25 protein-coding genes are annotated in these 22,234 nt (G+C 72.0%); 14 read left to right on the forward strand and 11 right to left on the reverse strand.

Annotation, left to right across the window (positions count from 1 at the left end):
- Positions 1 to 306: 306 nt before the first annotated feature.
- Together ABZ865_RS05455 and ABZ865_RS05460 are read left to right on the forward strand one after the other, a co-directional pair.
- Positions 307 to 528 carry a helix-turn-helix domain-containing protein gene (locus ABZ865_RS05455; RefSeq protein ID WP_004002281.1) on the forward strand — a complete coding sequence of 74 codons (222 nt, stop codon included), beginning with the start codon at positions 307 to 309 and terminating at the stop codon, positions 526 to 528.
- 137 nt (positions 529 to 665) lie between these two features.
- Entirely contained in the window at positions 666 to 1,469 is an 804-nt protein-coding gene (locus ABZ865_RS05460) for an enoyl-CoA hydratase/isomerase family protein (protein ID WP_361224107.1), read from the forward strand.
- A gap of 78 nt (positions 1,470 to 1,547) precedes the next feature.
- Here the strand turns inward: ABZ865_RS05460 and ABZ865_RS05465 are convergent, their stop codons facing one another.
- A complete protein-coding gene (locus ABZ865_RS05465) occupies positions 1,548 to 2,306 on the reverse strand; it encodes a nucleopolyhedrovirus P10 family protein (protein ID WP_361224110.1) in 759 nt (252 codons plus the stop codon).
- A gap of 86 nt (positions 2,307 to 2,392) precedes the next feature.
- Here ABZ865_RS05465 and ABZ865_RS05470 point away from each other — a divergent pair, with 86 nt between their 5' ends.
- From ABZ865_RS05470 to amaP, 5 genes are all read left to right on the forward strand, one after another.
- The gene (locus ABZ865_RS05470) at positions 2,393 to 2,866 is read left to right on the forward strand and encodes an Asp23/Gls24 family envelope stress response protein (protein ID WP_361224113.1); all 474 of its coding nucleotides are present in this window, start codon (positions 2,393 to 2,395) and stop codon (positions 2,864 to 2,866) included.
- A 68-nt stretch (positions 2,867 to 2,934) separates the two neighbouring features.
- Positions 2,935 to 3,129 carry a hypothetical protein gene (locus tag ABZ865_RS05475; protein ID WP_361224116.1) on the forward strand — a complete coding sequence of 65 codons (195 nt, stop codon included), beginning with the start codon at positions 2,935 to 2,937 and terminating at the stop codon, positions 3,127 to 3,129.
- 5 nt (positions 3,130 to 3,134) lie between these two features.
- Positions 3,135 to 3,509, forward strand: a complete 375-nt coding sequence (locus ABZ865_RS05480; RefSeq protein WP_361224119.1) for a hypothetical protein — start codon at positions 3,135 to 3,137, stop codon at positions 3,507 to 3,509.
- The gene (locus ABZ865_RS05485; RefSeq protein ID WP_361224122.1) at positions 3,506 to 4,144 is read left to right on the forward strand and encodes a DUF6286 domain-containing protein; all 639 of its coding nucleotides are present in this window, start codon (positions 3,506 to 3,508) and stop codon (positions 4,142 to 4,144) included. Before ABZ865_RS05480 ends, ABZ865_RS05485 begins: the two co-directional genes overlap by 4 nt.
- Before the next feature lie 5 nt (positions 4,145 to 4,149).
- The gene (amaP, locus tag ABZ865_RS05490; protein ID WP_361224125.1) at positions 4,150 to 4,731 is read left to right on the forward strand and encodes an alkaline shock response membrane anchor protein AmaP; all 582 of its coding nucleotides are present in this window, start codon (positions 4,150 to 4,152) and stop codon (positions 4,729 to 4,731) included.
- 42 nt (positions 4,732 to 4,773) lie between these two features.
- Here the strand turns inward: amaP and ABZ865_RS05495 are convergent, their stop codons facing one another.
- The 5 genes from ABZ865_RS05495 to ABZ865_RS05515 all read right to left on the reverse strand — a co-directional run bounded on the left by ABZ865_RS05495 (position 4,774) and on the right by ABZ865_RS05515 (position 9,611).
- On the reverse strand, positions 4,774 to 5,529 hold the full coding sequence (locus ABZ865_RS05495) for an SDR family oxidoreductase (RefSeq protein WP_361224128.1): 756 nt from the start codon (positions 5,527 to 5,529) through the stop codon (positions 4,774 to 4,776).
- A gap of 5 nt (positions 5,530 to 5,534) precedes the next feature.
- Complete coding sequence (locus ABZ865_RS05500) at positions 5,535 to 7,331, reverse strand: glycoside hydrolase family 15 protein (protein WP_361224131.1); 1,797 nt, start codon at positions 7,329 to 7,331, stop codon at positions 5,535 to 5,537.
- A 110-nt stretch (positions 7,332 to 7,441) separates the two neighbouring features.
- Positions 7,442 to 8,239 (reverse strand): SURF1 family protein, encoded by a 798-nt coding sequence (locus ABZ865_RS05505; protein WP_361224133.1) that lies wholly within the window; start codon positions 8,237 to 8,239, stop codon positions 7,442 to 7,444.
- A 49-nt stretch (positions 8,240 to 8,288) separates the two neighbouring features.
- Positions 8,289 to 8,522 carry a hypothetical protein gene (locus ABZ865_RS05510; protein WP_361224136.1) on the reverse strand — a complete coding sequence of 78 codons (234 nt, stop codon included), beginning with the start codon at positions 8,520 to 8,522 and terminating at the stop codon, positions 8,289 to 8,291.
- Between the two features lie 102 nt (positions 8,523 to 8,624).
- The gene (locus ABZ865_RS05515; RefSeq protein WP_361224139.1) at positions 8,625 to 9,611 is read right to left on the reverse strand and encodes a DEDDh family exonuclease; all 987 of its coding nucleotides are present in this window, start codon (positions 9,609 to 9,611) and stop codon (positions 8,625 to 8,627) included.
- A gap of 407 nt (positions 9,612 to 10,018) precedes the next feature.
- Between ABZ865_RS05515 and ABZ865_RS05520 the strand changes: the two genes are divergently transcribed.
- The 3 genes from ABZ865_RS05520 (at position 10,019) to ABZ865_RS05530 (ending at position 12,809) form a co-directional block, all read left to right on the forward strand.
- Positions 10,019 to 10,729: a VIT family protein gene (locus tag ABZ865_RS05520; RefSeq protein ID WP_361224142.1), complete on the forward strand. Its 711-nt coding sequence runs from the start codon at positions 10,019 to 10,021 to the stop codon at positions 10,727 to 10,729.
- 94 nt (positions 10,730 to 10,823) lie between these two features.
- On the forward strand, positions 10,824 to 11,723 hold the full coding sequence (locus tag ABZ865_RS05525; RefSeq protein ID WP_361224145.1) for a sterol desaturase family protein: 900 nt from the start codon (positions 10,824 to 10,826) through the stop codon (positions 11,721 to 11,723).
- 39 nt (positions 11,724 to 11,762) lie between these two features.
- Positions 11,763 to 12,809 (forward strand): zinc-dependent alcohol dehydrogenase family protein, encoded by a 1,047-nt coding sequence (locus tag ABZ865_RS05530; protein WP_361224148.1) that lies wholly within the window; start codon positions 11,763 to 11,765, stop codon positions 12,807 to 12,809.
- A 4-nt stretch (positions 12,810 to 12,813) separates the two neighbouring features.
- Here the strand turns inward: ABZ865_RS05530 and ABZ865_RS05535 are convergent, their stop codons facing one another.
- The 3 genes from ABZ865_RS05535 to ABZ865_RS05545 form a co-directional block, all read right to left on the reverse strand.
- A complete protein-coding gene (locus ABZ865_RS05535) occupies positions 12,814 to 14,190 on the reverse strand; it encodes a CoA transferase (RefSeq protein ID WP_361224151.1) in 1,377 nt (458 codons plus the stop codon).
- 48 nt (positions 14,191 to 14,238) lie between these two features.
- The gene (locus ABZ865_RS05540) at positions 14,239 to 15,777 is read right to left on the reverse strand and encodes a S8 family serine peptidase (RefSeq protein WP_361224154.1); all 1,539 of its coding nucleotides are present in this window, start codon (positions 15,775 to 15,777) and stop codon (positions 14,239 to 14,241) included.
- Positions 15,778 to 15,877: 100 nt separating this feature from the next.
- Positions 15,878 to 17,401 (reverse strand): S8 family serine peptidase, encoded by a 1,524-nt coding sequence (locus ABZ865_RS05545; protein WP_361224156.1) that lies wholly within the window; start codon positions 17,399 to 17,401, stop codon positions 15,878 to 15,880.
- Between the two features lie 284 nt (positions 17,402 to 17,685).
- Here ABZ865_RS05545 and ABZ865_RS05550 point away from each other — a divergent pair, with 284 nt between their 5' ends.
- The 3 genes from ABZ865_RS05550 (at position 17,686) to moaA (ending at position 20,816) form a co-directional block, all read left to right on the forward strand.
- Positions 17,686 to 18,042, forward strand: a complete 357-nt coding sequence (locus ABZ865_RS05550) for a DUF485 domain-containing protein (protein WP_361224159.1) — start codon at positions 17,686 to 17,688, stop codon at positions 18,040 to 18,042.
- Complete coding sequence (locus ABZ865_RS05555) at positions 18,039 to 19,664, forward strand: cation acetate symporter (protein ID WP_361224162.1); 1,626 nt, start codon at positions 18,039 to 18,041, stop codon at positions 19,662 to 19,664. Before ABZ865_RS05550 ends, ABZ865_RS05555 begins: the two co-directional genes overlap by 4 nt.
- A gap of 162 nt (positions 19,665 to 19,826) precedes the next feature.
- On the forward strand, positions 19,827 to 20,816 hold the full coding sequence (moaA, locus tag ABZ865_RS05560) for a GTP 3',8-cyclase MoaA (RefSeq protein ID WP_361224165.1): 990 nt from the start codon (positions 19,827 to 19,829) through the stop codon (positions 20,814 to 20,816).
- A gap of 45 nt (positions 20,817 to 20,861) precedes the next feature.
- On the opposite strand, the gene ABZ865_RS05565 is transcribed toward moaA, so the two are convergent.
- Together ABZ865_RS05565 and ABZ865_RS05570 are read right to left on the reverse strand one after the other, a co-directional pair.
- Positions 20,862 to 21,077, reverse strand: a complete 216-nt coding sequence (locus ABZ865_RS05565; protein WP_361224167.1) for a hypothetical protein — start codon at positions 21,075 to 21,077, stop codon at positions 20,862 to 20,864.
- 226 nt (positions 21,078 to 21,303) lie between these two features.
- Positions 21,304 to 21,663 (reverse strand): DUF3099 domain-containing protein, encoded by a 360-nt coding sequence (locus tag ABZ865_RS05570; RefSeq protein ID WP_361224170.1) that lies wholly within the window; start codon positions 21,661 to 21,663, stop codon positions 21,304 to 21,306.
- 244 nt (positions 21,664 to 21,907) lie between these two features.
- Between ABZ865_RS05570 and ABZ865_RS05575 the strand changes: the two genes are divergently transcribed.
- On the forward strand, positions 21,908 to 22,186 hold the full coding sequence (locus ABZ865_RS05575) for a GlsB/YeaQ/YmgE family stress response membrane protein (RefSeq protein ID WP_361224173.1): 279 nt from the start codon (positions 21,908 to 21,910) through the stop codon (positions 22,184 to 22,186).
- The last annotated feature ends 48 nt before the right edge of the window (positions 22,187 to 22,234 follow it).

Below are 22,234 nucleotides of genomic sequence, written 5' to 3' on the forward strand. Positions count from 1 at the left end.
ATTCGGCCGATCCGTGATCCATCATCTGTGTGAGATCTCCTCGTATCGAGGTGTGTCGTACACCGATCTCGCGGCCGATCCCTTGGCCATCAAGGGATCGGCCGTTGCGCGTCCCTGACCTGCCACTTCGCGGATCCACCCGTTCGGCCCTGCGGACACTCCGCTCTGGAACCTTCAATTCCGCTTGTGGGGATGTGCTCCTGTCGTCACAACGATGTCTCACGGACCTTGCCGAATGGGTGGCCATCACGCCCCGGAGGGGTGATCATGAGGAGACCAGAGCGCACTTCCCATGAGGAGGCACGGGTGGCCGAGACTCTGAAGAAGGGCAGCCGGGTGACCGGCGCCGCGCGCGACAAGCTCGCGGCAGACCTGAAGAAGAAGTACGACTCCGGTGCGAGCATCCGGGCGCTGGCCGAGGAGACCGGCCGCTCGTATGGCTTCGTGCACCGGATGCTCAGCGAGTCGGGCGTCACGCTTCGTGGGCGTGGCGGAGCGACCCGGGGCAAGAAGGCCGCATCGTCCTGACTCCGGGCGGCCCATCGGCTTCGATGGTGGCCACCCGGTCGGTTCGCTGATCGGCCGGGTGGTTACTGTGCAGTCACTTAGCATGTCGTGCATGCCGTACGGCAATGCGTGATGACCGCACTCATCGGAGGCGTCCCATGGCTTCGCCCGACCAGGACCTCGCTCCTGTACTCGACAAGGACGGCGTACGGCTCACCGTCGACGACGCGCTCGCCACGGTGACGCTGACCAACGCGGCCAAGCGCAACGCGCAGAGCCCCGCGATGTGGCGGGCGCTGGCCGAAGCGGGCCGGATGCTGCCCGGCTCCGTCCGTGTCGTCGTGCTGCGCGGTGAGGGCCAGTCCTTCTCCGCCGGGCTGGACCGACAGATGTTCACCCCGGAGGGGATTCCGGGCGAGCCGAACTTCATCGACCTCGCGCGCCGTGACGACGCCGGGCTCGACGCGGCGATCGCCGAGTTCCAGGAGGGCTTTACCTGGTGGCGACGCAGCGACATCGTGTCCATCGCCGCCGTCCAGGGGTACGCCATCGGTGCCGGCTTCCAGCTGGCACTCGCCTGCGACCTGCGCGTCGTCGCGGACGACGTGCAGTTCGCCATGCGCGAGACCAGCCTGGGCCTCGTCCCCGACCTGACCGGCACGCATCCGCTGGTCGGCCTCGTGGGGTACGCCCGCGCGCTCGAGATGTGCGTGACCGGGCGCTTCGTCCAGGCCGCTGAGGCGGTCGCCTCCGGGCTGGCCAACCTCGCGGTGCCCACCGGTGAACTCGACGGCGCCGTACGCGACTTGGCCGCCGCGATGCTGGCCGCGCCCCGGGACGCGGTCGTGGAGACCAAGGCGCTGCTGCAGGGTGCCGCCGGCCGGACGTACGAGGAGCAGCGCGCGGCCGAGCGGGCGTCCCAGGCCCGGCGACTGCGGGACCTGGCCGGCCTGGGCGAATGAGCCACGCGGTCTTGAGCTGCCCGGGTCGCTGAAGCCGAGCCGCCGGGGTCGGTGAACTCGCGTCTGTGACGAGGCCGGTCACCCCACGGCCGTGACCAGTACCGCCACCGTCGGGTGGTCGTCCAGCGCGTCCCGGACGGCCGCGCGGACTTGCCGGGCCACCTCGACGGCCCGGTGGTCCGTGTCCGTCGCCAGCTCCACGCGCACGTGCCGGCGCGGCAGGGAGGCCCCCTTCGCCCCCTCGTCTCCCTGCGCGCGCCGCTCGACGTGCACCGCCCGGCCCAGGCCGCCCAGCGAACCGGTCAGCCGGGTCACCCCGGGCACGGAGAGCGCGGCCGTGGCCGCGAGGGACTCGTCGGGGTCCGCGGCCGCCCGGGCCGTCGGCGGCTGTGGTGTCCGTACCGCCGTGGGCTGCCCGTCCGCCTCCCCTTCCTCCGCCTCCTCCAGCAGAGCCGTCACGCGGAGATCCACCTCCGAGACCGTGAGACCGAGGCGCTGCGTCGCGGCCGCCGCCAGGGCCGCGCGCAGCCGCGACGCCGTCGCCGGCAGCGGCTCGGCCGCGGTGGCCGCGAAGTCCGCCGTCACCCGCAGCGCGCCCGGCGGCAGTCCGCTCGGCGGCGGCGGTACGACGGGCTCGTGCGCCTCCTCCGGATCGGCGAGCGCGATCCGCAGCGAACCCAGCCGCACATCCGGCACCTCCCGCGCCACCGCGTCCCCCAGGACCGCCCGCGCCGCCCCCTCCGCGATCCACGCCCCGTCCCGCGGGCCGCCGAGCGGCAGCAGCCTGCCCAGACCCAGCTGTTGCCTGACTTCCCTCGCCCACCGGTCCGACGTCATTCCTCCAGCCTGCCGCATACAAGGGCGGAAACCGGCAAGCTTGCATACGGTGGTCGCAGGACGACGACCGAAAGGGACGTACGGCGATGACCGAGATGACGACGACCCCAGACGGCGACAACGAAGCACAGGTGACGACCCGCAAGGCCACCCGGCGCGGCGGCGGGGACCCGGCGACCCGTGGGCGGACCACCATCGCCGACGGCGTGGTGGAGAAGATCGCCGGGATGGCCGCCCGGGACGTGGTCGGTGTCCACGCCATGGGCAGTGGCCTGGCCCGCACCTTCGGAGCCGTGCGCGACCGGGTGCCCGGCGGCGCGAAGTCGGTGACCCGGGGGGTGAAGGCCGAGGTCGGCGAGGTGCAGACGGCGCTCGACCTGGAGATCGTCGTGGACTACGGCGTGTCCATCGGTGACGTCGCCCGCGCGGTACGGGAGAACGTCATCGCCGCCGTGGAACGCATGACCGGACTCGAGGTCGTCGAGGTCAACATCGCGGTGAGCGACGTCAAACTCCCCGACGAGGAGGAAGAGGAGCCCGAACCGCCCCGGATCCAGTGAGACGAGCGAGACCGAGGGGCGACGGCAACCGGCACAGCACGCACGCCTGACGAGCAGAGGAGCGCTGCATGAGCATGGCCGTGGTCGGCATGATCGCCGGAATGGCGCTGGCATTCGCCGGATACTTCGGCGGGTTCGGAGCCTTCCTGCTGGTGGCGGCGCTGGGGGCCGTCGGCTTCGTCGTCGGCCGGTTCCTGGAGGGCGACCTGGAGCTGGGCGACTTCTTCCGCACCCGTGACACCCGGCGCGACCGGCGGCGGTGAGCGCCGTGAGCGCGGACACCGGCACGGAACGACAGCCCCCGGCCCTCGTGTCGGCGGGCGAGCGCGGCGCACTGCGGATCGCCGACCGGGTCGTCGCGAAGATCGCCGCCCAGGCCGTACGCGAGGCACTCGCCCCGCTGCACCCGGACGCCGCGCCTCCGCACGCCACGGTCGTCGTCCGGCACGACACGGCACGCGTCCGCGTCCTTCTCGAACTCGGCTACCCCGCCGACATCGGCGCCCGCTGCGCCGCCGTGCGTCGCCAAGTGGTGGAGCGGGTAGGCGCTTTGGTGAGCATGGAAGTGCCGGAGGTCACCGTTCACGTCGAACGGCTGCACCTGACGCCGGCACCCGGAGCGCCCGACGGGAGGACGCGATGAGCGAGCCCCGGCCATCCGGCACCACCACCCAGCCACTGCCCGTCCTCGACACCGAGAAGCCCTCCGACGCCCCACCGGTCCCGCTGCCCGAAGGCAGCGGCCGCTTCTGGTCGCCGCGCAGGGTCCCCGCCGCCCTGGTCGCCCTGCTTCTGCTGGCCGGCGCGGGCGTCCTCCTGTACGACATCGCCGCCGTACGCGCCCACCGTCCCGCGATGCGCTGGCGCCGGGTGCTGGCCCGGCAGCTCGCCGAGCGGCCCCTGGACGACACCTGGGTGCTGGCCGGCGCGGGCGTCGCCGCCGCCCTCGGCCTCTGGCTGGTCCTCCTCGCCGTCACCCCCGGGCTGCGCCGGCTGCTGCCCATGCGGCGCCCGCACCCCGACGTGCGCGCCGGACTGCGGCGCGAGGCCGCCGCCCTGATGCTGCGCGACCGGGCCATGGAGATCTCCGGCGTCCGCACGGTACGGGTGCGGATGCGCCGGAGGCGGGCCGACGTCCACGTGCTCTCGCACTTCCGCGACCTGGACGACGTACGCGCCGACGTGGACACCGTCCTCACCGAAGCGGTCCGTGGGCTCGGGCTGGACCACCCGCCCGCGCTCGCGGTGCACGTCCGGCGGCCCGGACGGAAGGGGTGAGCGCGATGCGCGGAGGTGCCGTCAACCGTGTCCTGCTCGCCCTCGTCGGCCTGCTGCTGCTCGCCCTCGGCGGCTCGGTGCTGGCCGTGGGCCTGGGCGCGCGGCCGCCCCACTGGTGGCCCCACTCCGGCCCGCACGACGTCCTGCTCAGCAGGGCCGAGCGCACCCACTGGCGGGACGCCGGCTGGTGGTGGCCCACGGTCATCGCGGCCCTGGCCGTCCTGGTCCTGCTCGCCCTGTGGTGGCTGACCGCGACGCTGCGCCCGCGCCGCCTGGCCGAGGTCCGGGTCGACACCGGCGACGGCGACACCGCCCTGCTGCGGGGCCGCGCCCTGGAGTCGGTCATGGCCATGGACACGGCCCGGCAGCAGGGCGTGGCCCACACCGAACTCCTGCTGACGGGCCGCCGTACGACCCCCGCGGTACGCGCCTGGCTCCAACTGGAGCCCCACGTCGACCCGGCGACGGCCCTGGCCGACTTCACGGCCCAGGCCCTGACCCACGCGAGGGAGTCGGCGAACCTGCCCTCACTGCCTGCGGACGTACGCCTGCGGGAGGTCAGGCACCGTGCGGAAAGGGTGACTTGAGCACCGTTGAAGGCTCTCGAGCGGCCTTGACCGCCCCCAGGCTCAGAACCCGTGCCGCATCCCCCCGTCCACCGGCACCATGATCCCCGTCAGATAGGAAGCCGCCGGAGACAGCAGGAAGGCGGCGACCCGCCCGAACTCCTCCGGCGCCCCGTACCGCCGCAACGGAATCCGGGACTCGTTCGCCGCCCGGGTGGCCTCGGGATCCGCGGACATCCCGTCCAGCTCGCGCACGCGGTCCGTGTCGATGCGGGACGGCAGCAGCCCCAGCACCCGGATCCCGCGCGGCCCCAGCTCGTCCGCCAGGGACTTGGCGAACCCGGCGAGCCCGGGCCGCAGCCCGTTGGAGATCGTCAGCCCCGGAATCGGCTCGTGCACCGACCCGGACAGCACGAACCCGATGACACCGCCCGCCTCCAACTCGGCCGCCGCGGCCCGCGCGAGCCGCACCGCGCCCAGGAACACGGACTCGAACGCGCCCCGCCACTGCTCGTCCGTGTTGTCGGCGACGAAACCGGGCGCCGGCCCGCCGACGCTGACGAGGATGCCGTCGAAGCCGCCGAAGTGCTCCCGGGCGGCCGCGATCAGCCGCTCGGGCGCCCCTGCCTCCGCGTTGTCGACGGCCACGCCCACCGCGTTCTCGCCCAGTTCGGCGGCCGCCTCGGCCACCCGCTTCTCGTCACGGCCGGTGATGACCACCTTCGCCCCGTCGGCGAGCAGCTCCCGCGCGGCGGCGTTGCCCAGCCCGCGCGTGCCGCCGGTGACGACGTACACCCGGTCCTTCAGTCCAAGATCCATGGCCCCTATCCTGCCCCGAGCACGCCCTCCTCGTCGCCGAACAGGGTGAGGGCGGTGTTCACCAGCGCGATGTGGCTGAACGCCTGGGGATAGTTGCCCAGCTGGCGGCCCAGCTCCGGGTCGTACTCCTCCGACAGCAGCCCCACGTCGTTGGCCAGGTCCAGCAGCCGCTCGAACAGCGCCCGGGCCTCCTTGGTGCGGCCCGTCAGATGCAGGGCGTCCGCGAGCCAGAACGAGCAGGCGAGGAAGGCGCCCTCACCGCCCGGCATGCCGTCGACGCCGACCGCGTCGGTGTCGTAACGGCGTACGAAGCCGCCGTGCCCCAGGTCCTCGCGGATCGCGTCGACCGTGCCGATCACCCGCGGATCGTCGGGCGGCAGGAAGCCGACGCGCGGAATCAGCAGCAGGGAGGCGTCCAGCTCGCGCGAGCCGTAGTACTGCGTGAAGGTCCTGCGCCGGGGGTCGTACCCCTTCTCGCACACCTCCCGGTGCACCTCGGCGCGCATCGCCCGCCAGTCGTCCGGATCGCCCTTCAGATGCGGATACCGCTCCAGCGTCCGTACGGCACGGTCGGCGGCAACCCACACCATCACCTTCGAGTGCACGAACTGGCGCCGGCCGCCGCGCACCTCCCACAGGCCCTCGTCGGGCTGCCGCCACGCCGTCTTCAGGAAGTTCAGGAGCGCGCACTGCAGCGACCACATGTGCGGCTTGGTGCTCAGGCCCGATTCGCGGGCCAGATACAGCGAGTCCAGGACCTCGCCGTACACGTCCAGCTGAAGCTGGTCGACGGCGCCGTTGCCGACGCGTACGGGCGCGGACTCGCCGAAGCCGGGCAGCCAGGGCAGCTCGAACTCCGGCAGCCGGCGCTCGCCCGCCAGGCCGTACATGATCTGCAGGTCCGCCGGGTCGCCCGCGACCGCGCGCAGCAGCCAGTCGCGCCAGGCCTCCGCCTCCCCGTGGTAGCCCGCCGCCAGCAGGGCGCCGAGGGTGAGGGTGGAGTCGCGCAGCCAGCAGAAGCGGTAGTCCCAGTTGCGCACGCCGCCCAGTTCCTCGGGCAGCGAGGTGGTCGCCGCCGCGACGATCCCGCCCGTGGGGGCGTAGGTGAGGGCCTTGAGCGTGATCAGGGAGCGTACGACGGCGTCCCGGTACGGCCCGTTGTAGCGGCAGCGGGCCGCCCAGCGCCGCCAGTCCCGGACACTGGTCTCCAGCGCCTTGAACGGGTTGACGAGCTTGGGGCGCGGTTCGTGCGAGGGGTGCCAGGTGAGCACGAACGCGACCCGCTCGCCCTCGGAGACGGTGAACTCCGACCGGGTGCTGAAGTCCTCGCCCCAGATCCGCACGGGCGGCTCGCTGCGCAGCCACACCGAGTCCGGGCCGGCGACGGCCACCCGGTGACCGTCGGAGCGGCGCATCCACGGCACGATCGAGCCGTAGTCGAAGCGCAGCCGGAGCGTGCTCCGCACGGTGACGCGCCCGCTGACACCCTCCACGATGCGTACGACGTCGGGGGCGCGGTCGCGCTGCGGCATCAGGTCGGTCACGCGGACCGTGCCGTCGGCGGTGTCCCACTCGGTGTCGAGGACGAGGGTGTCGGGCCGGTAGGCGCGGCGCGTGCAGGTGTCCGCTCCGGCGGGGGCGATCCTCCAGTGGCCGTTGTCCTCGCCGCCCAGGAGTTTGGCGAAGCAGGCACCGGAGTCGAAGCGGGGCAGGCACAGCCAGTCGATCGAGCCGTCCTTGCCGACCAGGGCCGCGGTCTGTTCGTCCCCGATGAGGGCGTAGTCCTCGATGCGCGCGTTCACGGGATGCGGGTTCCCGCCAGGCCGGAGGGCCAACCAGGGGATGCGCCGGGGGAGTGACGCCGGCCTTCGACTCACATGACTGTCGTCACTTCGACTTCACATGACTGTCGTCACACGGCGGCCGGTTCCGTCTCCTCCGGCTTCTCCTCGGCCGCGGCCTCCTCGCGGTCCCGTATCTCGCGCCGGACCAGGAACCACCAGCCCACCGGGACGGCCGCGGCGAACAGCCACCACTGGATCATGTACGCGTAGTTCAGCGGTGCGTCCTCGCTGCCGGGGCTGGAGATCTGCTGCGGCAGGTCGCCCTTGGGCTCCGGCGCGGTCTGCTCGACGTAGCCGCCGAGGACCTGCGCGCCGAGCCGCCGGGCCTCCTCCGCACTGCTGATCAGCATGATCTGGCGGTCCGGCAGGCCCTTGACGTTCTTGATGCCGCTCGCGGCGGTGGTTTCGTCGGCCTTCAGCCGCCCGGTGATGGTGGTCCGGCCGGCGGGCGGTGCGGGGATCTTGGGGAAGGCGGTCTGGACGCCGTTCGCGGGGATCCAGCCGCGGTTGACCAGTAGCACCTTGCCGTCCGTCAGGACGAACGGGGTCAGGACGTGGAAGCCGACCTCGTCGTCGGCGTTGGTCCGGCGCCGGACCACGACTTCCCGGGAGGTGTCGAAGGTGCCGGTCGCGGTGACGGTCCGGTACTTCTCGGTGTGGGTCACGGCGTGCCCGGGGGAGGTGAGCCGCTCGACCGGGACGGGCTCGGCGTGCAGCGCGGAGGAGACCAGGTCGTTGCGGGCGGTGCGCTCCTCGTACCGGTGCTGCTGCCAGAAGCCGAGCCTGATCATGGTGGGGATCAGCGCGATCGCGAAGAGGGTGAGGATCACCCACTGGCGGGTCAGCAGGAAGCGGTAGCGGTGCACCCCACGACGGTACAACTCGGTCGTGGGGTGCGATCGGGCGGGTACGGGGTCACACTCGGTCGACGATCCCCACCTTCCCCTCGGCGCGGGCGCAGTGGGCGCCGCAGTAGAAGGCGCCGTCGGCCTCCACGCCCTGGCCGATGATCGAGACCTTGCAGTGCTCGCAGATCGGGGCCATGCGGTGGATCGCGCAGGAGAAGCAGTCGAACACGTGCACCGCGCCCTGTGCGTGGACCTCGAAGGTCATCCCGTAGTCATTGCCGCAAACTTCGCATTTCGCCATGGGCCACAGGGTGAGCCGTCGCCGGGGTTCGGGGCTGACCAGAACCGGGCGAGTCGCCGCGAATCACCCATCCGTACGGTCACTCGCCGGCGGTCCGGCCGGTCACTCGTCGGCCGGCTCGACGTCCCTCAGCAGCTGTCCGAACGCGGCCTCGTCGACGACCGGCGTGCCGAACTGGCGGGCCTTGACCACCTTCGAGGTGCCCGAGTCGGGGTCGTTGGTGACCAGCAGGCTGGTCAGCCGGGACAGGCTCGTCGCCACGTGCAGCCCGGCCTCGGTCGCCCGGTCCTCCAGCAGCTCCCGCTCGGTGGAGGTGTCCCCGGAGAACGCCACCCGCATGCCCTGTTTGAGGCGTTTGCCGTCTTCGTAACGGCCCGGGTTGGGGTACGGGCAGGCGGGCCGCTTGCGGGACGGGCGCCAACTGGAGGGCCGGTAGCCGCCGTAGCCCCCGCTCGCCTGCCGCCCGATCCGCGGCGTGTCCGACCACTCCGTCAGCGGCCGGCACTCCAGCAGCGGCAGCCGCACGCCGCCCGCGGCGGCAGCCCGCAGACTGGGCCGGAACGCCTCGGCGAGCACGCGCGCGTCGTCCAGCGCGTGGTGCGCCCGCTGCTGTACGACCCCGAAGTGCGCCGCGAGCGACTCCAGCTTGAAGTTGGGCAGCGGCAGCGCCAGCTCCTTGGAGAGCGCGATGGTGCACAGCCGCTGCCGTACGGGCGCCTCGCGCCGGGCGCGCGCGTACTCCCGGGCGATCATCTGCCAGTCGAAGACCGCGTTGTGCGCGACCAGCACCCGGCCGTCCAGGCGGGCCGCGAACTCCTCCGCGATGTCACCGAAGAGCGGCGCGCCTTCGAGTACGTCGCTCGTCAGACCGTGTATCCACACGGGTCCCGGATCGCGCTCCGGGTTGACCAGCGTGTACCAGTGGTCCTCGACCTCGCCGCGTGCGTCCAGCCGGTAGACGGCCGCCGAGATGATCCGGTCGTCCCGGGCCAGGCCGGTGGTCTCCACGTCAACGACCGCGTATCCCTTCGGATACGCGGCCGGCCACTGGGTGGGGGAGGACACTGCGGTCGCACGGTCTTCGAGCATGGTCACTGAGGATACGGGCCGCGACTGACAGCACCGTCCCGCAGGGCCCGGCCCGCCTCCCCGTGCCCGCCCTCCCGCTCGGACATCGCACGCGCGTGCGTGCGGCGCTGCCGCGAACTGGTCCGGCGGCGGACCGAGTTCACGCGGTGTCGGCGGGGTGGGCGCAAGGGGTGGGTGGCGCGCGTGTGGTGGCCGTCGGGGGGCGCGCGGGTGGTGACTGCCGGAGTGACTGTTGGAGTGGCGGCGCCTGTGTGGCGACCGCCGGGGCGGCACGTGCGGTGGGCAGCCCGGGGGCGCGTAGCGGCACCGGGAGGGGGCGGCACGCGCGCGGTGGCTGCCGGGGCCGCTGCGGGTGTGCCGGGGGTCGTTGCGGGTGTGGTGGCCGTCGGGGTGCGATCCTCCGTCGTGTGACGGAACCAACGCAGGACGAGGCCCATGGAGGCGCGCTCGGCTCGCGGCTGAACTGGCTGCGGGCGGCCGTGCTGGGAGCGAACGACGGCATCGTCTCCACCGCCGGCATCGTGGTCGGTGTCGCGGGCGCGACCGAGGACCGGGGCGCCCTGCTCACCGCCGGCCTCGCCGGGCTGCTCGCCGGGTCGATGTCCATGGCGGCGGGCGAGTACGTCTCCGTCTCCACCCAGCGCGACTCCGAGATGGCCGCGCTGGCCGTGGAGAGACAGGAGCTGAAGGAGCAGCCGGAGGCCGAACTGGTCGAGCTGACCGACATGTTGGAGGCGCGCGGCCTGTCCCGGAAGGTGGCCCGGGAGGCCGCCGAGCAACTCACCGCGCGGGACGCGCTGAAGGCCCACGCGCGTGTGGAACTGGGCATCGACCCGGACGAGCTGACCAACCCCTGGCACGCGGCCTGGGCGAGCTTCCTGGCCTTCACCGCGGGCGCGCTGCTGCCCCTGCTGGCCATCGTGCTGCCACCGGCCGCCTGGCGGCTCCTGGTGACCGTGGTCTCCGTGCTGGCCGCGCTGGTGCTCACCGGCTGGAGCAGCGCCCGGCTGGGGGCGGCGAACCCGAGGCCGGCGGTGCTGCGGAACATGGTGGGCGGCGCGCTCGCGATGGCCGTGACGTACGCGGCGGGCAGCCTGCTGGGAGCCGCGGGCGTGTAGGCGGCGGCCGCACGGCCCGGCCGAGCGGTCACGCGGCCGTACTTATCGGTAACAACCTCTGTTCGTGGCGGGCCGGCGGCTCTACGGTGCACGCATGCCGAACCTCCCCGACGCCGTGGTCTGGTCGATTCCGGCCTTCATCCTGCTGACCGTCGTCGAGATGATCAGCGTCCGCCTCCATCCCGACGAGGAGGCGGCCGGGTACGAGGCGAAGGACGCCGCGACGAGCCTGTCCATGGGGCTCGGCAGCCTCTTCTTCGACGCGCTGTGGAAGATCCCCATCGTCGCGATCTACACAGGGGTCTACGCGCTCACCCCGCTGCGCGTGCCCGTCCTGTGGTGGACGGTGGCGCTGATGCTGCTCGCGCAGGACTTCTTCTACTACTGGTCCCACCGCGGTCACCACGTGATCCGCCTCCTGTGGGCCTGTCATGTCGTCCACCACTCCAGCAGGAAGTTCAACCTCACCACGGCGCTGCGCCAGCCCTGGACGTCGCTGACGTCCTGGCCCTTCTACGTCCCGCTCGTCGCCCTGGGCGTGCACCCGGCCGCGCTGGCCTTCTGTTCCTCGGTCAGCCTCGTGTACCAGTTCTGGATCCACACCGAGCGGATCGACAGGATGCCCCGGTGGTTCGAGTCCGTGTTCAACACCCCGTCCCATCACCGCGTGCACCACGCTTCCCAGGGCGGCTACCTCGACCGGAACTACGGCGGGATCCTCATCGTCTGGGACCGCCTCTTCGGCACCTTCGCGCCCGAGGTGGAGCGGCCCGTCTACGGATTGACCAAGAACATCAACACGTTCAACCCGGTCAAGGTGGCCACGCACGAGTACATGTCCATCGCGCGGGACCTCAAGGCGGCCTCCGGCTGGCGCGAGCGCGCGGGGCGGGTGTTCCGGGGGCCGGGCTGGCAGCCGTCGGACCGGGCCACCCTCGCCGAGCGGGCCGGGGAGGCGGCGGCGTACCGTGAAGTGCGCTCGACCACCCCCTGAGCGCACCGCACGCCCCTCCGCACGAGAAGGATCCTCGCCATGCGCGCCACCACCATCCACGCCCCGTACGACATGCGCGTGGAGGACGTGCCCGAGCCCGTGGTGCAGCTGCCCACCGACGCGGTCGTGCGCGTGCTGCGCGCCTGCATCTGCGGCAGCGACCTGTGGGCCTACCGCGGCGAGGCGGCCCGGCAGCCTGGGCAGCGCATCGGGCACGAGTTCCTCGGCGTCGTCGAGGAGACCGGCTCCGAGGTGAGCACGGTGCGGCGCGGTGACCTCGTGGTCGCGCCCTTCATGTGGTCCGACGGCGTCTGCGACTACTGCCGCGAGGGCCTGACGACCTCCTGCGAGCACGGCGGCTTCTGGGGTTCCGTCGGCTACGACGGCGGCCAGGGCGAGGCCGTGCGCGTGCCGTTCGCCGACGGCACCCTGGTCCAGCTGCCCAAGGAAGCGGCCTCCGACGACCACCTGCTGTCCGCCCTCCTGACCCTCTCCGACGTCCTCGGCACCGGCCACCACGCCGCCCTCGGCGCGGGCGCCCGCCCGGGCGCCACGGTCGCCGTCGTCGGGGACGGCGCGGTCGGCCTGTGCGCGGTGCTGGCCGCCAAGCGGCTCGGCGCCGAGCGGATCATCGCGCTCGGCCGGCACGAGGTCCGCACCGACATCGCGCGCCGCTTCGGCGCCACCGACGTGGTCGCCGAGCGCGGGGACGCGGCGGTCGAGGCGGTCCGCGCGCTCACCCGCGGCCAGGGCGCGCACGCCGTGGTCGAGGCGGTCGGCACCGAGCAGTCCATGCGGACGGCCGTGAACATCACCCGCGACGGCGGCGCGATCGGCTTCGTCGGCGTCCCGCACGGCAGCGGCACCGGCCTGGACCTCGGCGTCATGTTCGACCGGAACATCGCCCTGCGCGGCGGTGTCGCCCCGGTCCGCGCCTACATCCCCGACCTCCTGCCCGACGTCCTCGACGGCACGATCGACCCCTCGCCCGTGTTCGACCTGACCGTCGGCATCGAGGGCGTACCGGACGGCTACAAGGCGATGGACGAGCGCACCGCCCTCAAGGTGCTCGTCACCAACGACTGAGCCCTCACGTCCAGGCGGGCGCGTCCGAGCCCCACGGCACCGGCGGGCGCGCCCAGTCCGTGGGGCCGCCCGTGAAGGACACCGGCGGCAGGGCGTGCCGCAGCCGGCCGAGGCGGCTCTCCGTCTCGGCCAGCCAGGCGTCCGGCCCCTCGTACGCGGCGCCCCTGCCCGGGGCCGGCCGGATCCCGTCCGTCAGCCAGCGCGCGGTCCGGGCGAGCGCCAGCCGCACGCTCCGGCCGTGCCCGTCGTACGACCGCTCGGTCACCGCCCGCAGCACGGCCGCCGCCAGCAGATAGCCGGTGCCGTGGTCGAGGGCCTGCGCGGGCAGCGCGCCGGGCTCCTCGGCCGAACCCTCGGTCACCGCGATGCCGGTCGCGACCTGCACCAGGCTGTCGAAGCCGCGCCGCCCGCCCCAGGGCCCGTACGCGCCCCACGCCGACACCTGCGCCACGATCAGACCCGGACGCCGTTCGGCCAGTGCCTCGGGGGACAGCCCGAACCGGTCCAGGGCGCCGGGCCGGTAGCCGGTGACCACGACGTCCGCCGAGGCCAGCAGCTCCTCGAAGGTGTCCCGGTCGGCGGCGAGGCCGAGGGTCGCCGACCGCTTGCCGAAGCCCGTGTCGGCGTGCTGGTCGGGGAGTTCGGGCAGGTGCGGGGCGTCCAGGCGCAGGACGTCCGCGCCCAGCAGGGCGAGCGTGCGCGTGGCGACCGGGCCCGCCAGAACCCGGGTCAGGTCGAGGACGCGGAGCCCGGCGGCGGGCAGCAGGGGAGCGGTGGCCGTATCGAGCGGCGGGAGCACGCGCGTGTGTGCCGAGTCCAGCCGTTCACGCTCGACCAGGGGCCGGGCGGCCACCTCGGCGGCCTGCTCGTGCGCCGCCCACTCCTTCGGGGTGCGCAGGGCCACGGCGAGGCCGCCGGCGCCGTACACCGTCTCCTCCGCCTCCAGCGCGGGGAGTTCGGCGAGCCGGTCGGCCGCCTCCGCCACGGAGGCGCCCTCCGTCAGTCCCAGCGCGTCGAGCAACCGGGCCCGGTGGTGCGGGTAGTTGGCGTGGGTGCGCACCCAGCCGTCGGCCGTCCGCCAGAACCGGGACAGCGGCGCGAACGCGACCGGTTGCCGCCCGTCGACCCGCAGCAGCCGCTCACTGTGGAAGGCGGCCGCCACCGCGCCGTCGTCCACCACGACCCCCGGCACCTCGGCGAGCCCGCCCCGTCGCGCCCCCAGCTCGGCCGCGGCCAGCGCGCACGCGCCGACGCACGCACGCGCCAGCTGCCGCACGGGAAGGCGCGCCGTAAGCGCGCCCTCCCGCTCCACGGTGGTGACACCTTCGGCAAGGGCCGGGTCGCCGCCCAGGGCGGACCATGCGAACTTGATGTCAGTCATGACTGCACTATGCAGTATTGACTGAATCAATATATTGAGGTGAGGTCCCTACTTGGTCACCGCAGCCAGTGCGTCCGCCGTGCCCCAGCCGTAGAAGCCGTTGTAGTTCTTCGACCCCTCGCACACCGCGTCGACCTTGCCGTCACCGTTGATGTCGTACGGGTCCGTGCAGGGCGTGGGGTTGGCCTCCGCGTACAGCAGCGCCTTCACCAGTGCGGCGGGCGCGTGCGGATGCGTCGACTTGATCAACGCGGCGACGCCGACGACGTGCGGTGTCGCCATCGACGTGCCCGCCATGTAGCCCCACCTGCCGCCCGGCAGCGGGCCCAGGATCAGGCCGCTGGTCGCCGGGGGCTGCGGCCTCTGGTAGGCCGTCGAGTCGCCGCCGGGAGCGGCGATGTCGACGACGCCGAGGCCGTAGTTGGAGAACGACGACTTCAGGCCCTTCGCGCCGGTCGCGGCCACGGTGACCACGCCGGGCAGCTGGGTCGGTATGTCGAAGCACTTGTGCGGGTCGACGACGCGGTCCGAGGGGGTGCCGTCGTTCGGCGAGACCGGGTCGGTGATCGAGTCGGACGCGAGGTCGTAGTTCTCGTTGCCCGCCGCCGCGACGTTGACCGTGCCCTTCTTCTCCGCGTACCGCGAGGCCCGGGTGATGGCGTCGACGAGCGCCTTCTGGTCCGGGTCGTCGGCGCAGTTGAAGTACCACGGGTCGGTGTAATAGCTGTTGTTGGTCACGTCCACGTGGTGCTCGGCCGCCCACATGAAGCCGCAGACCACGGCCTCCGTGTAGAAGTAGCCGTCCGGGTTGGCGACCTTGATGCCGGCCACCCGGACGCCCGGCGCCACACCCGTGACGCCCACGCCGTTCTTCGCGGCCGCGATCTCGCCGGCCACGTGCGTGCCGTGCGGGCTCTCCGCCGCGCTCGGCCGCCAGGCGCCGTCCGTCGTGTCCGGCTTGCCCGACACGCAGTTGGCGGACGCCGCACGGTCGAAGTTGGGCGCGATGTCCGGGTGGGTGTCGTCGACGCCCGTGTCGATGACGGCGACCGTGACGTCCCGGCTGCCCAGCGTCTTCTCGTGCGCCTTGTCCGCGTTGATGGCCGGCAGGTCCCACTGGAGCGGCTCCAGCGGGTCCTGCCCGGCGGTCGCCTGCGCGTCGGCCGCGGCGACCTCGGCGGCGCTGAGCACCTTCGGTGTGCCGACGTCGGTGGTGGACTGGGCGGGCAGCGGCGTGTGGCGCGTGGCACCGGCCGAGTCGACCCCGTGGACCGTGCGGATCTCCTTGGCGAAGTCCGGGTTCGAGGAGTGGACGACGATCACGCCGATGCGGTCGTACGCGATCACCACCGACCCGCCGGCCTCGGCGATGGCCTTCTTCACGTGCGCCGAGACCCCGTGCCCGGGCGGGACGTTGACGACATAGCTGAGCGAGGGCCCGTCGGTGGCGGCGGTGCCGGTGACGGCGGCGGAGGTGCCGTCGGCCGCGGAGGCCGTGACGTTGGGCAGGAACGCGAGGGCCGTGGCCATGGCCATCCCGACCGGGATCACCAGGGCGCGGCGGTAGCGCGGCTGGGGCGCTGTCATGTGTCTGTCTCTCCAGTTCGTTCGCGGCACGAGCGTGCCTGCGGGGAAGTCGTGCCGTGCGGGAAGTCGTGTCGGCGCGGGGAAGCCGTGTCGGCGCCGGTCACTTGACCGCGCGCAGCGCGTCGACGACACCGAAGCCGTAGAAGCCGTTGACGCGCTCGCCGCCGACGCAGGTCGCGTCCACGACACCGTCGCCGTTCCCGTCGTAGGGCTCGCTCGGGCAGCCCGGGTTGTCCGCCTGGGCCTTCAGGAGGGCCTGCAGCGCGGCCGGGGTGGCGTTCGGGTGGACCGACTTCAGTAGCGCGGCGACGGCGGCCACGTGCGGGGACGCCATGGACGTGCCCTGGAGGAAGCCGTACCGGTTGTTCGGCAGCGTGGACAGGATGCGGCCGTTCTTCGACGGCGTGTCCGGGATCTGGTACTTGTCGCCGCCCGGTCCCGCCACGTCGACGACGCCCTGGCCGTAGCTGGAGTAGTACGACTTGGTGCCCTTGACGCCCACCGCGCTCACGGTGACCACACCGGGCAGCTGGGTCGGCACGTCGAAGCACTCGTGCGGGTCGATCGTCCGGTTCACGGCCGTCGAGTCGTCCGGGCTGGAGGTGTCCACGATCGAGTCCGCGTCGAGGTCGTGGTTGGAGTTGCCGGCCGAGGCCACGTTGAGCGTGCCCTTGTGCTGTGCGTACAGCTGGGCCCTGTTGACCGCGTCAACGATGGCACGTTGATCGGGGTCGTCCATGCAGTTGTACAGCCACGGGTCGACGTAGTAGCTGTTGTTGGTGATCTCGATGCCGTGGTCGGCGGCGAAGACGAAGGCGCAGACCACGCTCTCGGGATAGAACAGCGCGCCCGCGTCCGGCTGGGCCACGGTGATGCTGGCGACCTTCACCCCGGGAGCCACACCCGCCACGCCTATGCCGTTGCGGGCCGCGGCTATCTCGCCCGCCACATGCGTGCCGTGGTAGTGGTCGGCGTCCACCGGCCGCCAGGCGCCGTACGTCGTGTCCGCCTTGCCGCTCACGCAGTTGGCGCTCTGCGAGGCGGAGAAGTTCGGGGCTATGTCCGGGTGGGTGTCGTCGACGCCGGTGTCGATCACGCCGACCGTCACGTTCCTGCTGCCCGGGTTGATCGTGGCGGCCTTGTCGGCGCCTATCGCGCGCAGATCCCACTGGTCGGCCTCGAGGGGCTCCTCGCCCGCCGTCGCGCCCGCGGCGACCTTCGCGGCCTCCGCCTTCGACAGGACCTGCACCGCGCCCTCGTCCGTGGTGCCCGCCGCGGTCAGCGGAGCGGTCCGCGTCGCGCCCGCCGAGTCCACGCCCCGCACGGCCCGCATCTGCCGGCCGAAGTCGGGGTTCGCGGAGTGGGCGACGATCACACCGATCTTGTCGTAACTGGCGACGACGGTGCCGTCGTTGCGCGTGATGGCCTGCCGCACCGACTCGATCGTGTGGTGGTCCGTGCCGGTGTTGACCACATACGCGAGGCCGGGGCCGTCCGTCGCCCGCTCCGCCGTGACCGCCGGAGCTGCCGAGGCCGCCGCGGGCAGGAAGCCGAGCGAGGCGGTCAGCGACAGCACGACCGGCACGGCGAGTGCGAGCCGGCGTCTGGAAGGCAGATGAGCCATGGGATCTCCACATCATCCGGATACGAAACCGCCCGAGACACGGGTGGTGCTCGGGCAGGTACATGACGGGTGTGCAGGTCGAAAGCTATCTCCACAACCTGATCTCCGAAAGAGTCCGGCCGACTTGAACCACTCCGCGCGTGGCGCCGTGACCGTGGAAGGAGGGGCCACAAGGATCGTGCCCCCCAGCGCAATCACGGACCGGAGTCGAAGGGTGACTCCAGGTCACGTGTTTCCCGTCCCTGTGAGGTCAGAAGCGCATGTCCGTGACGCGAGGAGACTCCGTGGCAACCGAGACACCGCCCCCCGCGAAACCCCAGGCCCACCTTCCCTCCACCGAGGAGTTCACCGAGGTAGAGCAGAGCGCGGAGTTCGGTGAACTGCGCCGCGCCTACCGCTCCTTCGCCTTCCCCCTGACGGTCGCCTTCATCGCCTGGTACCTGCTGTACGTCCTGCTCTCCAACTACGCGGACGGGTTCATGGGCACCAAGGTGGCCGGAAACATCAACGTGGCCCTCGTCCTGGGCCTCGCCCAGTTCCTCACCACGTTCCTCATCGCCTGGTGGTACGCGCGGCACGCCGCCGCCAGGCTCGACCCCAAGGCCGAGGCCATCAAGTCCCGGATGGAGGGCGGCGCATGAGCCCCGCACCGCACACCCTGCTGGCCGCCGGCGAGGCGACCGAGCACCGGCCGCTGATCATCACCCTGTTCGCGGTGTTCGTCGCCGCGACCCTCGTCATCACCGTCTGGGCGGGCCGCCAGACCAAGGACGCCGCCGACTTCTACGCCGGCGGCCGCCAGTTCACCGGCTTCCAGAACGGCCTCGCCGTCTCCGGCGACTACATGTCCGCCGCGTCCTTCCTCGGCATCGCCGGCGCCATCGCCCTCTTCGGCTACGACGGCTTCCTGTACTCCATCGGCTTCCTGGTCGCCTGGCTCGTCGCCCTGCTCCTGGTCGCCGAGCCGCTGCGCAACTCCGGCCGCTACACCATGGGCGACGTGCTGGCCTACCGGATGCGCCAGCGGCCGGTCCGCACGGCCGCGGGCACCTCCACGATCGTCGTCTCGATCTTCTACCTGCTGGCCCAGATGGCCGGCGCCGGCGTCCTGGTCTCCCTGCTGCTGGGCATCACCAGCGACGGCGGCAAGATCGGCATCGTCGCCCTGGTCGGCGTCCTGATGATCGTGTACGTCACCATCGGCGGCATGAAGGGCACCACCTGGGTCCAGATGGTCAAGGCGGTGCTGCTCATCCTCGGCGCCCTGCTGCTCACCTTCCTGGTGCTGCTGAAGTTCCACTTCAACATCTCGGACCTGCTCGGCAAGGCCGCCGACAACAGCGGCAAGGGCTCGGCGTTCCTGGAGCCCGGCCTGAAGTACGGCGCCACCGGCACCACCAAGCTGGACTTCATCTCCCTCGGCATCGCCCTGGTCCTCGGCACCGCGGGCCTGCCGCACATCCTCATCCGCTTCTACACCGTCCCGACCGCCAAGGCCGCCCGCAAGTCCGTGATCTGGGCGATCGGCCTGATCGGCGCCTTCTACCTGATGACCCTCGCCCTCGGCTTCGGCGCGGCCGCGCTGATCAAACCGGACGAGATCATCGGCTCCAACAAGGCGGGCAACACCGCCGCACCCCTGCTCGCCCTCCACCTCGGCGGAGTCGACTCCAACTGGGGCGCGATCCTGCTCGCCACCATCTCCGCGGTCGCCTTCGCCACGATCCTCGCCGTCGTCGCGGGCCTGACCCTGGCCTCGTCCTCCTCCTTCGCCCACGACATCTACGCCAACGTCATCAGGAAGGGGCAGGCCACCGAGAAGGAGGAGATCAACGCGGCCCGCTACGCGACCGTCGGCATCGGCGCCGTCTCGATCGTCCTCGGCGCCCTCTCCCGCGACCTGAACGTGGCCGGCCTCGTCGCCCTCGCCTTCGCGGTCGCCGCCTCCGCGAACCTGCCGACCATCCTGTACAGCCTGTTCTGGAAGCGGTTCACCACCTCGGGCGCCCTGTGGTCGATCTACGGCGGCCTGGTCACCGCGGTCGGCCTGGTGCTGTTCTCGCCGGTGGTGTCCGGCAAGCCCACCTCGATGTTCCCGGACGTCGACTTCCACTGGTTCCCGCTGGAGAACCCCGGCATCATCTCGATCCCGGTCGGCTTCCTGCTGGGCGTCGTCGGCACCCTGCTGTCCAAGGAGGTCCCGGACGCCGGCAAGTACGCGGAGCTGGAGGTGCGGTCCCTGACCGGCACCGGAGCGCACTGAGGTTCGTACGGGCGGCCGCGTCGTCGGGGATCGTACGGTCCTACGACGCGGCCGCGTCGCAACTCGTAAGATCCGGCGGCTGTCGTTGTCAGTGGTCTCGCGTAGGCTCGCAGGTGATGGGAGTCAAGCGCTCCGCACTGAGGATCGAGGGAGGGGGCCCGCGTGCTCATCGACACCTACGGCCGAGTGGCCACCGACCTGAGGGTCTCGCTGACCGACCGGTGCAATCTGCGCTGCACGTACTGCATGCCCGAGGAAGGCCTGCAGTGGCTGGCCAAGCCCGACCTGCTCACCGACGACGAGATCGTCCGCCTGATCGACATCGCGGTCCGCCTGCTCGGCATCGAGGAGGTCCGCTTCACCGGCGGCGAGCCCCTGCTGCGCCCCGGCCTGGTCGGCATCGTCGAGCGCGTCGCCGCTCTCGCCCCGCGCCCCCAGATGTCGCTCACCACGAACGGCATCGGCCTCAAGCGCACCGCAGCCGCCTTGAAGGCGGCGGGCCTGGACCGGGTCAACGTCTCCCTGGACACCCTGCGCCCGGACGTCTTCAAGGCCCTCACCCGCCGCGACCGCCACAAGGACGTCCTCGAAGGCCTCCAGGCCGCCCGCGACGCGGACCTCACCCCGGTCAAGGTCAACACGGTCCTGATGCCGGGCCTGAACGCCGACGAGGCCCCCGACCTGCTCGCCTGGGCCCTGGAGCACGCGTACGAACTGCGCTTCATCGAGCAGATGCCCCTGGACGCCCAGCACGGCTGGAAGCGCGAGGGCATGGTCACCGCCGGGGACATCCTGGCCTCGCTGCGCACCCGCTTCGACCTCACCCCCGAGGGCGCGGAGGAGCGCGGCTCGGCACCCGCGGAGCGCTGGCTGGTGAACGGAGGCCCGCAGCGGGTCGGCGTGATCGCCTCGGTCACCCGCCCCTTCTGCGCCGCCTGCGACCGCACCCGCCTCACGGCCGACGGCCAGATACGCACCTGTCTCTTCGCGACCGAGGAGACCGACCTCCGCGCGGCCCTGCGCTCCGGCGCCCCCGACGAGGAGATCGCCCGCATCTGGCGCGTGGCCATGTGGGGCAAGAAGGCGGGAGCGGGCCTGGACGACCCGTCCTTCGTCCAGCCGGACCGCCCCATGTCGGCGATCGGCGGCTAGGCGGCTCGATGTATCGGTGTATCGGCGTATCGGCCGGTCGAGGCCCTAGGACTCCGCGGGTGCTTCCCAGTCCTCGAACCTGACCACGTCCTTCAAGAACCCCCGGACCCCGAGGAACTGCGAAAGATGCTCGCGGTGCTCCTCGCAGGCGAGCCACGTCTTCCGCCGCTCCGGCGTGTGAATCTTCGGGTTGTTCCACGCGAGCACCCACACGGCGTCGGCACGGCACCCCTTGGCAGAACAGATCGGCGCGTCACTCACAGGTTCGTCACTGGTTCCGTCTCGCAGAGCCCCGTAAACAAGGCGACGCCGAGCAGCCACGGGGGGAGCTGCCCGGCGTCGGTCCGTCGCTCCGACGGGGGATGCGGAGCGCGTACGCAGTATGTCACGGGGAGCCCGTCGCCTGGCACCGGAACTGCATGATTGATCTGAGGTTTTCTTGAGGTTGGCGGGATGTCGTCTTCCGCTTCCCCGCCCCTCGCCGTCGTCAGCCCCGGTCGGACCGCTCCTCCGACACGGACTCCCCTGGTGCCTCCTCATCGCGCGGCGGCGCGATCATGGGCCTCGTGGGCGTCATGACGAAGGTCGACGGAAGAGAGGGCGGCCGCTCCCGGCCGGCGTTCGCGATCACCACGGCGACATAGGGAAGCAGCCCTCCGAGCACCAGCGCCACGATGGCGACGTACCGCTCCACGTTCCACAGCGACGCGGCCAGAATCACCGAGATGGTGCGGATCGTCATCGAGATGACGTACCGCCGCTGCCGGCCCCGTACGTCCTCGGCGAGCCCGGCCCGGGCGCCGGTGATCCGGAACACCTGGACGCTTCCGCCGTGCTGCTTCCGCATCACAATCCACCATCCGCACCATCGGACACTCCCCGGCCCGCACCCTTGTCCGACCTGGCGGGGAACCGGGCCGGAACACCTCCCACGGTACGCCGCGCCCCTGCCGCCGACGAGACCGGGGTCGCCTCCTGCCTGCGCGAACGCCGCCGGTGGGGGCACGGACGGGGGCGCCCGGCATGCGCCGAACGGTGGATCGCCAGAGACTGGCCGTAATGCTCACGTCGAGCCGTACGAGGAGGCAGCCATGGGCTGGTTGTGGGCGATCATCGTGGGATTCGTGCTGGGGCTCATCGCCAAGGCGGTGATCCCGGGCAAGCAGCACAGCCCCCTGTGGCTGACGACCATTGGCGGCATCCTCGGCGCCATCGTGGGCAACGCGATCGCCCGCGCGCTGGGTGTGGCCTCGACCCGTGGTATCGACTGGAGCCGGCACGCCTTCCAACTCGTCGCCGCGATCATCATCGTGGCCGCCGTGGACGCTCTCTACATGGCGACGCTGGGCAAGCGCAAACAGCAGGCGTGACAACGGAACGGCGAAGGGCGGCCCCCAGCGCGGGGAGCCGCCCTTCGC

Origin of the sequence: Streptomyces sp. NPDC047085 (assembly GCF_040643735.1) — a bacterium.
In the GTDB taxonomy this organism is placed as follows: domain Bacteria; phylum Actinomycetota; class Actinomycetes; order Streptomycetales; family Streptomycetaceae; genus Streptomyces.

Bases quoted from the DNA above. Each gene is read 5' to 3' on its own strand.
- ABZ865_RS05530 (WP_361224148.1), top strand. From the start codon at position 11,763: ATGCGCGCCACCACCATCCACGCCCCGTACGACATGCGCGTGGAGGAC.
- ABZ865_RS05575 (WP_361224173.1), top strand. From the start codon at position 21,908: ATGGGCTGGTTGTGGGCGATCATCGTGGGATTCGTGCTGGGGCTCATC.
- ABZ865_RS05525 (WP_361224145.1), top strand. From the start codon at position 10,824: ATGCCGAACCTCCCCGACGCCGTGGTCTGGTCGATTCCGGCCTTCATC.
- ABZ865_RS05535 (WP_361224151.1), bottom strand. From the start codon at position 14,190: ATGACTGACATCAAGTTCGCATGGTCCGCCCTGGGCGGCGACCCGGCC.
- ABZ865_RS05570 (WP_361224170.1), bottom strand. From the start codon at position 21,663: ATGCGGAAGCAGCACGGCGGAAGCGTCCAGGTGTTCCGGATCACCGGC.
- ABZ865_RS05555 (WP_361224162.1), top strand. From the start codon at position 18,039: ATGAGCCCCGCACCGCACACCCTGCTGGCCGCCGGCGAGGCGACCGAG.
- ABZ865_RS05470 (WP_361224113.1), top strand. From the start codon at position 2,393: ATGACCGAGATGACGACGACCCCAGACGGCGACAACGAAGCACAGGTG.
- amaP (WP_361224125.1), top strand. From the start codon at position 4,150: ATGCGCGGAGGTGCCGTCAACCGTGTCCTGCTCGCCCTCGTCGGCCTG.
- ABZ865_RS05465 (WP_361224110.1), bottom strand. From the start codon at position 2,306: ATGACGTCGGACCGGTGGGCGAGGGAAGTCAGGCAACAGCTGGGTCTG.
- ABZ865_RS05475 (WP_361224116.1), top strand. From the start codon at position 2,935: ATGAGCATGGCCGTGGTCGGCATGATCGCCGGAATGGCGCTGGCATTC.
- ABZ865_RS05495 (WP_361224128.1), bottom strand. From the start codon at position 5,529: ATGGATCTTGGACTGAAGGACCGGGTGTACGTCGTCACCGGCGGCACG.
- ABZ865_RS05540 (WP_361224154.1), bottom strand. From the start codon at position 15,777: ATGACAGCGCCCCAGCCGCGCTACCGCCGCGCCCTGGTGATCCCGGTC.
- ABZ865_RS05545 (WP_361224156.1), bottom strand. From the start codon at position 17,401: ATGGCTCATCTGCCTTCCAGACGCCGGCTCGCACTCGCCGTGCCGGTC.
- ABZ865_RS05485 (WP_361224122.1), top strand. From the start codon at position 3,506: ATGAGCGAGCCCCGGCCATCCGGCACCACCACCCAGCCACTGCCCGTC.
- ABZ865_RS05460 (WP_361224107.1), top strand. From the start codon at position 666: ATGGCTTCGCCCGACCAGGACCTCGCTCCTGTACTCGACAAGGACGGC.
- ABZ865_RS05510 (WP_361224136.1), bottom strand. From the start codon at position 8,522: ATGGCGAAATGCGAAGTTTGCGGCAATGACTACGGGATGACCTTCGAG.
- ABZ865_RS05515 (WP_361224139.1), bottom strand. From the start codon at position 9,611: ATGCTCGAAGACCGTGCGACCGCAGTGTCCTCCCCCACCCAGTGGCCG.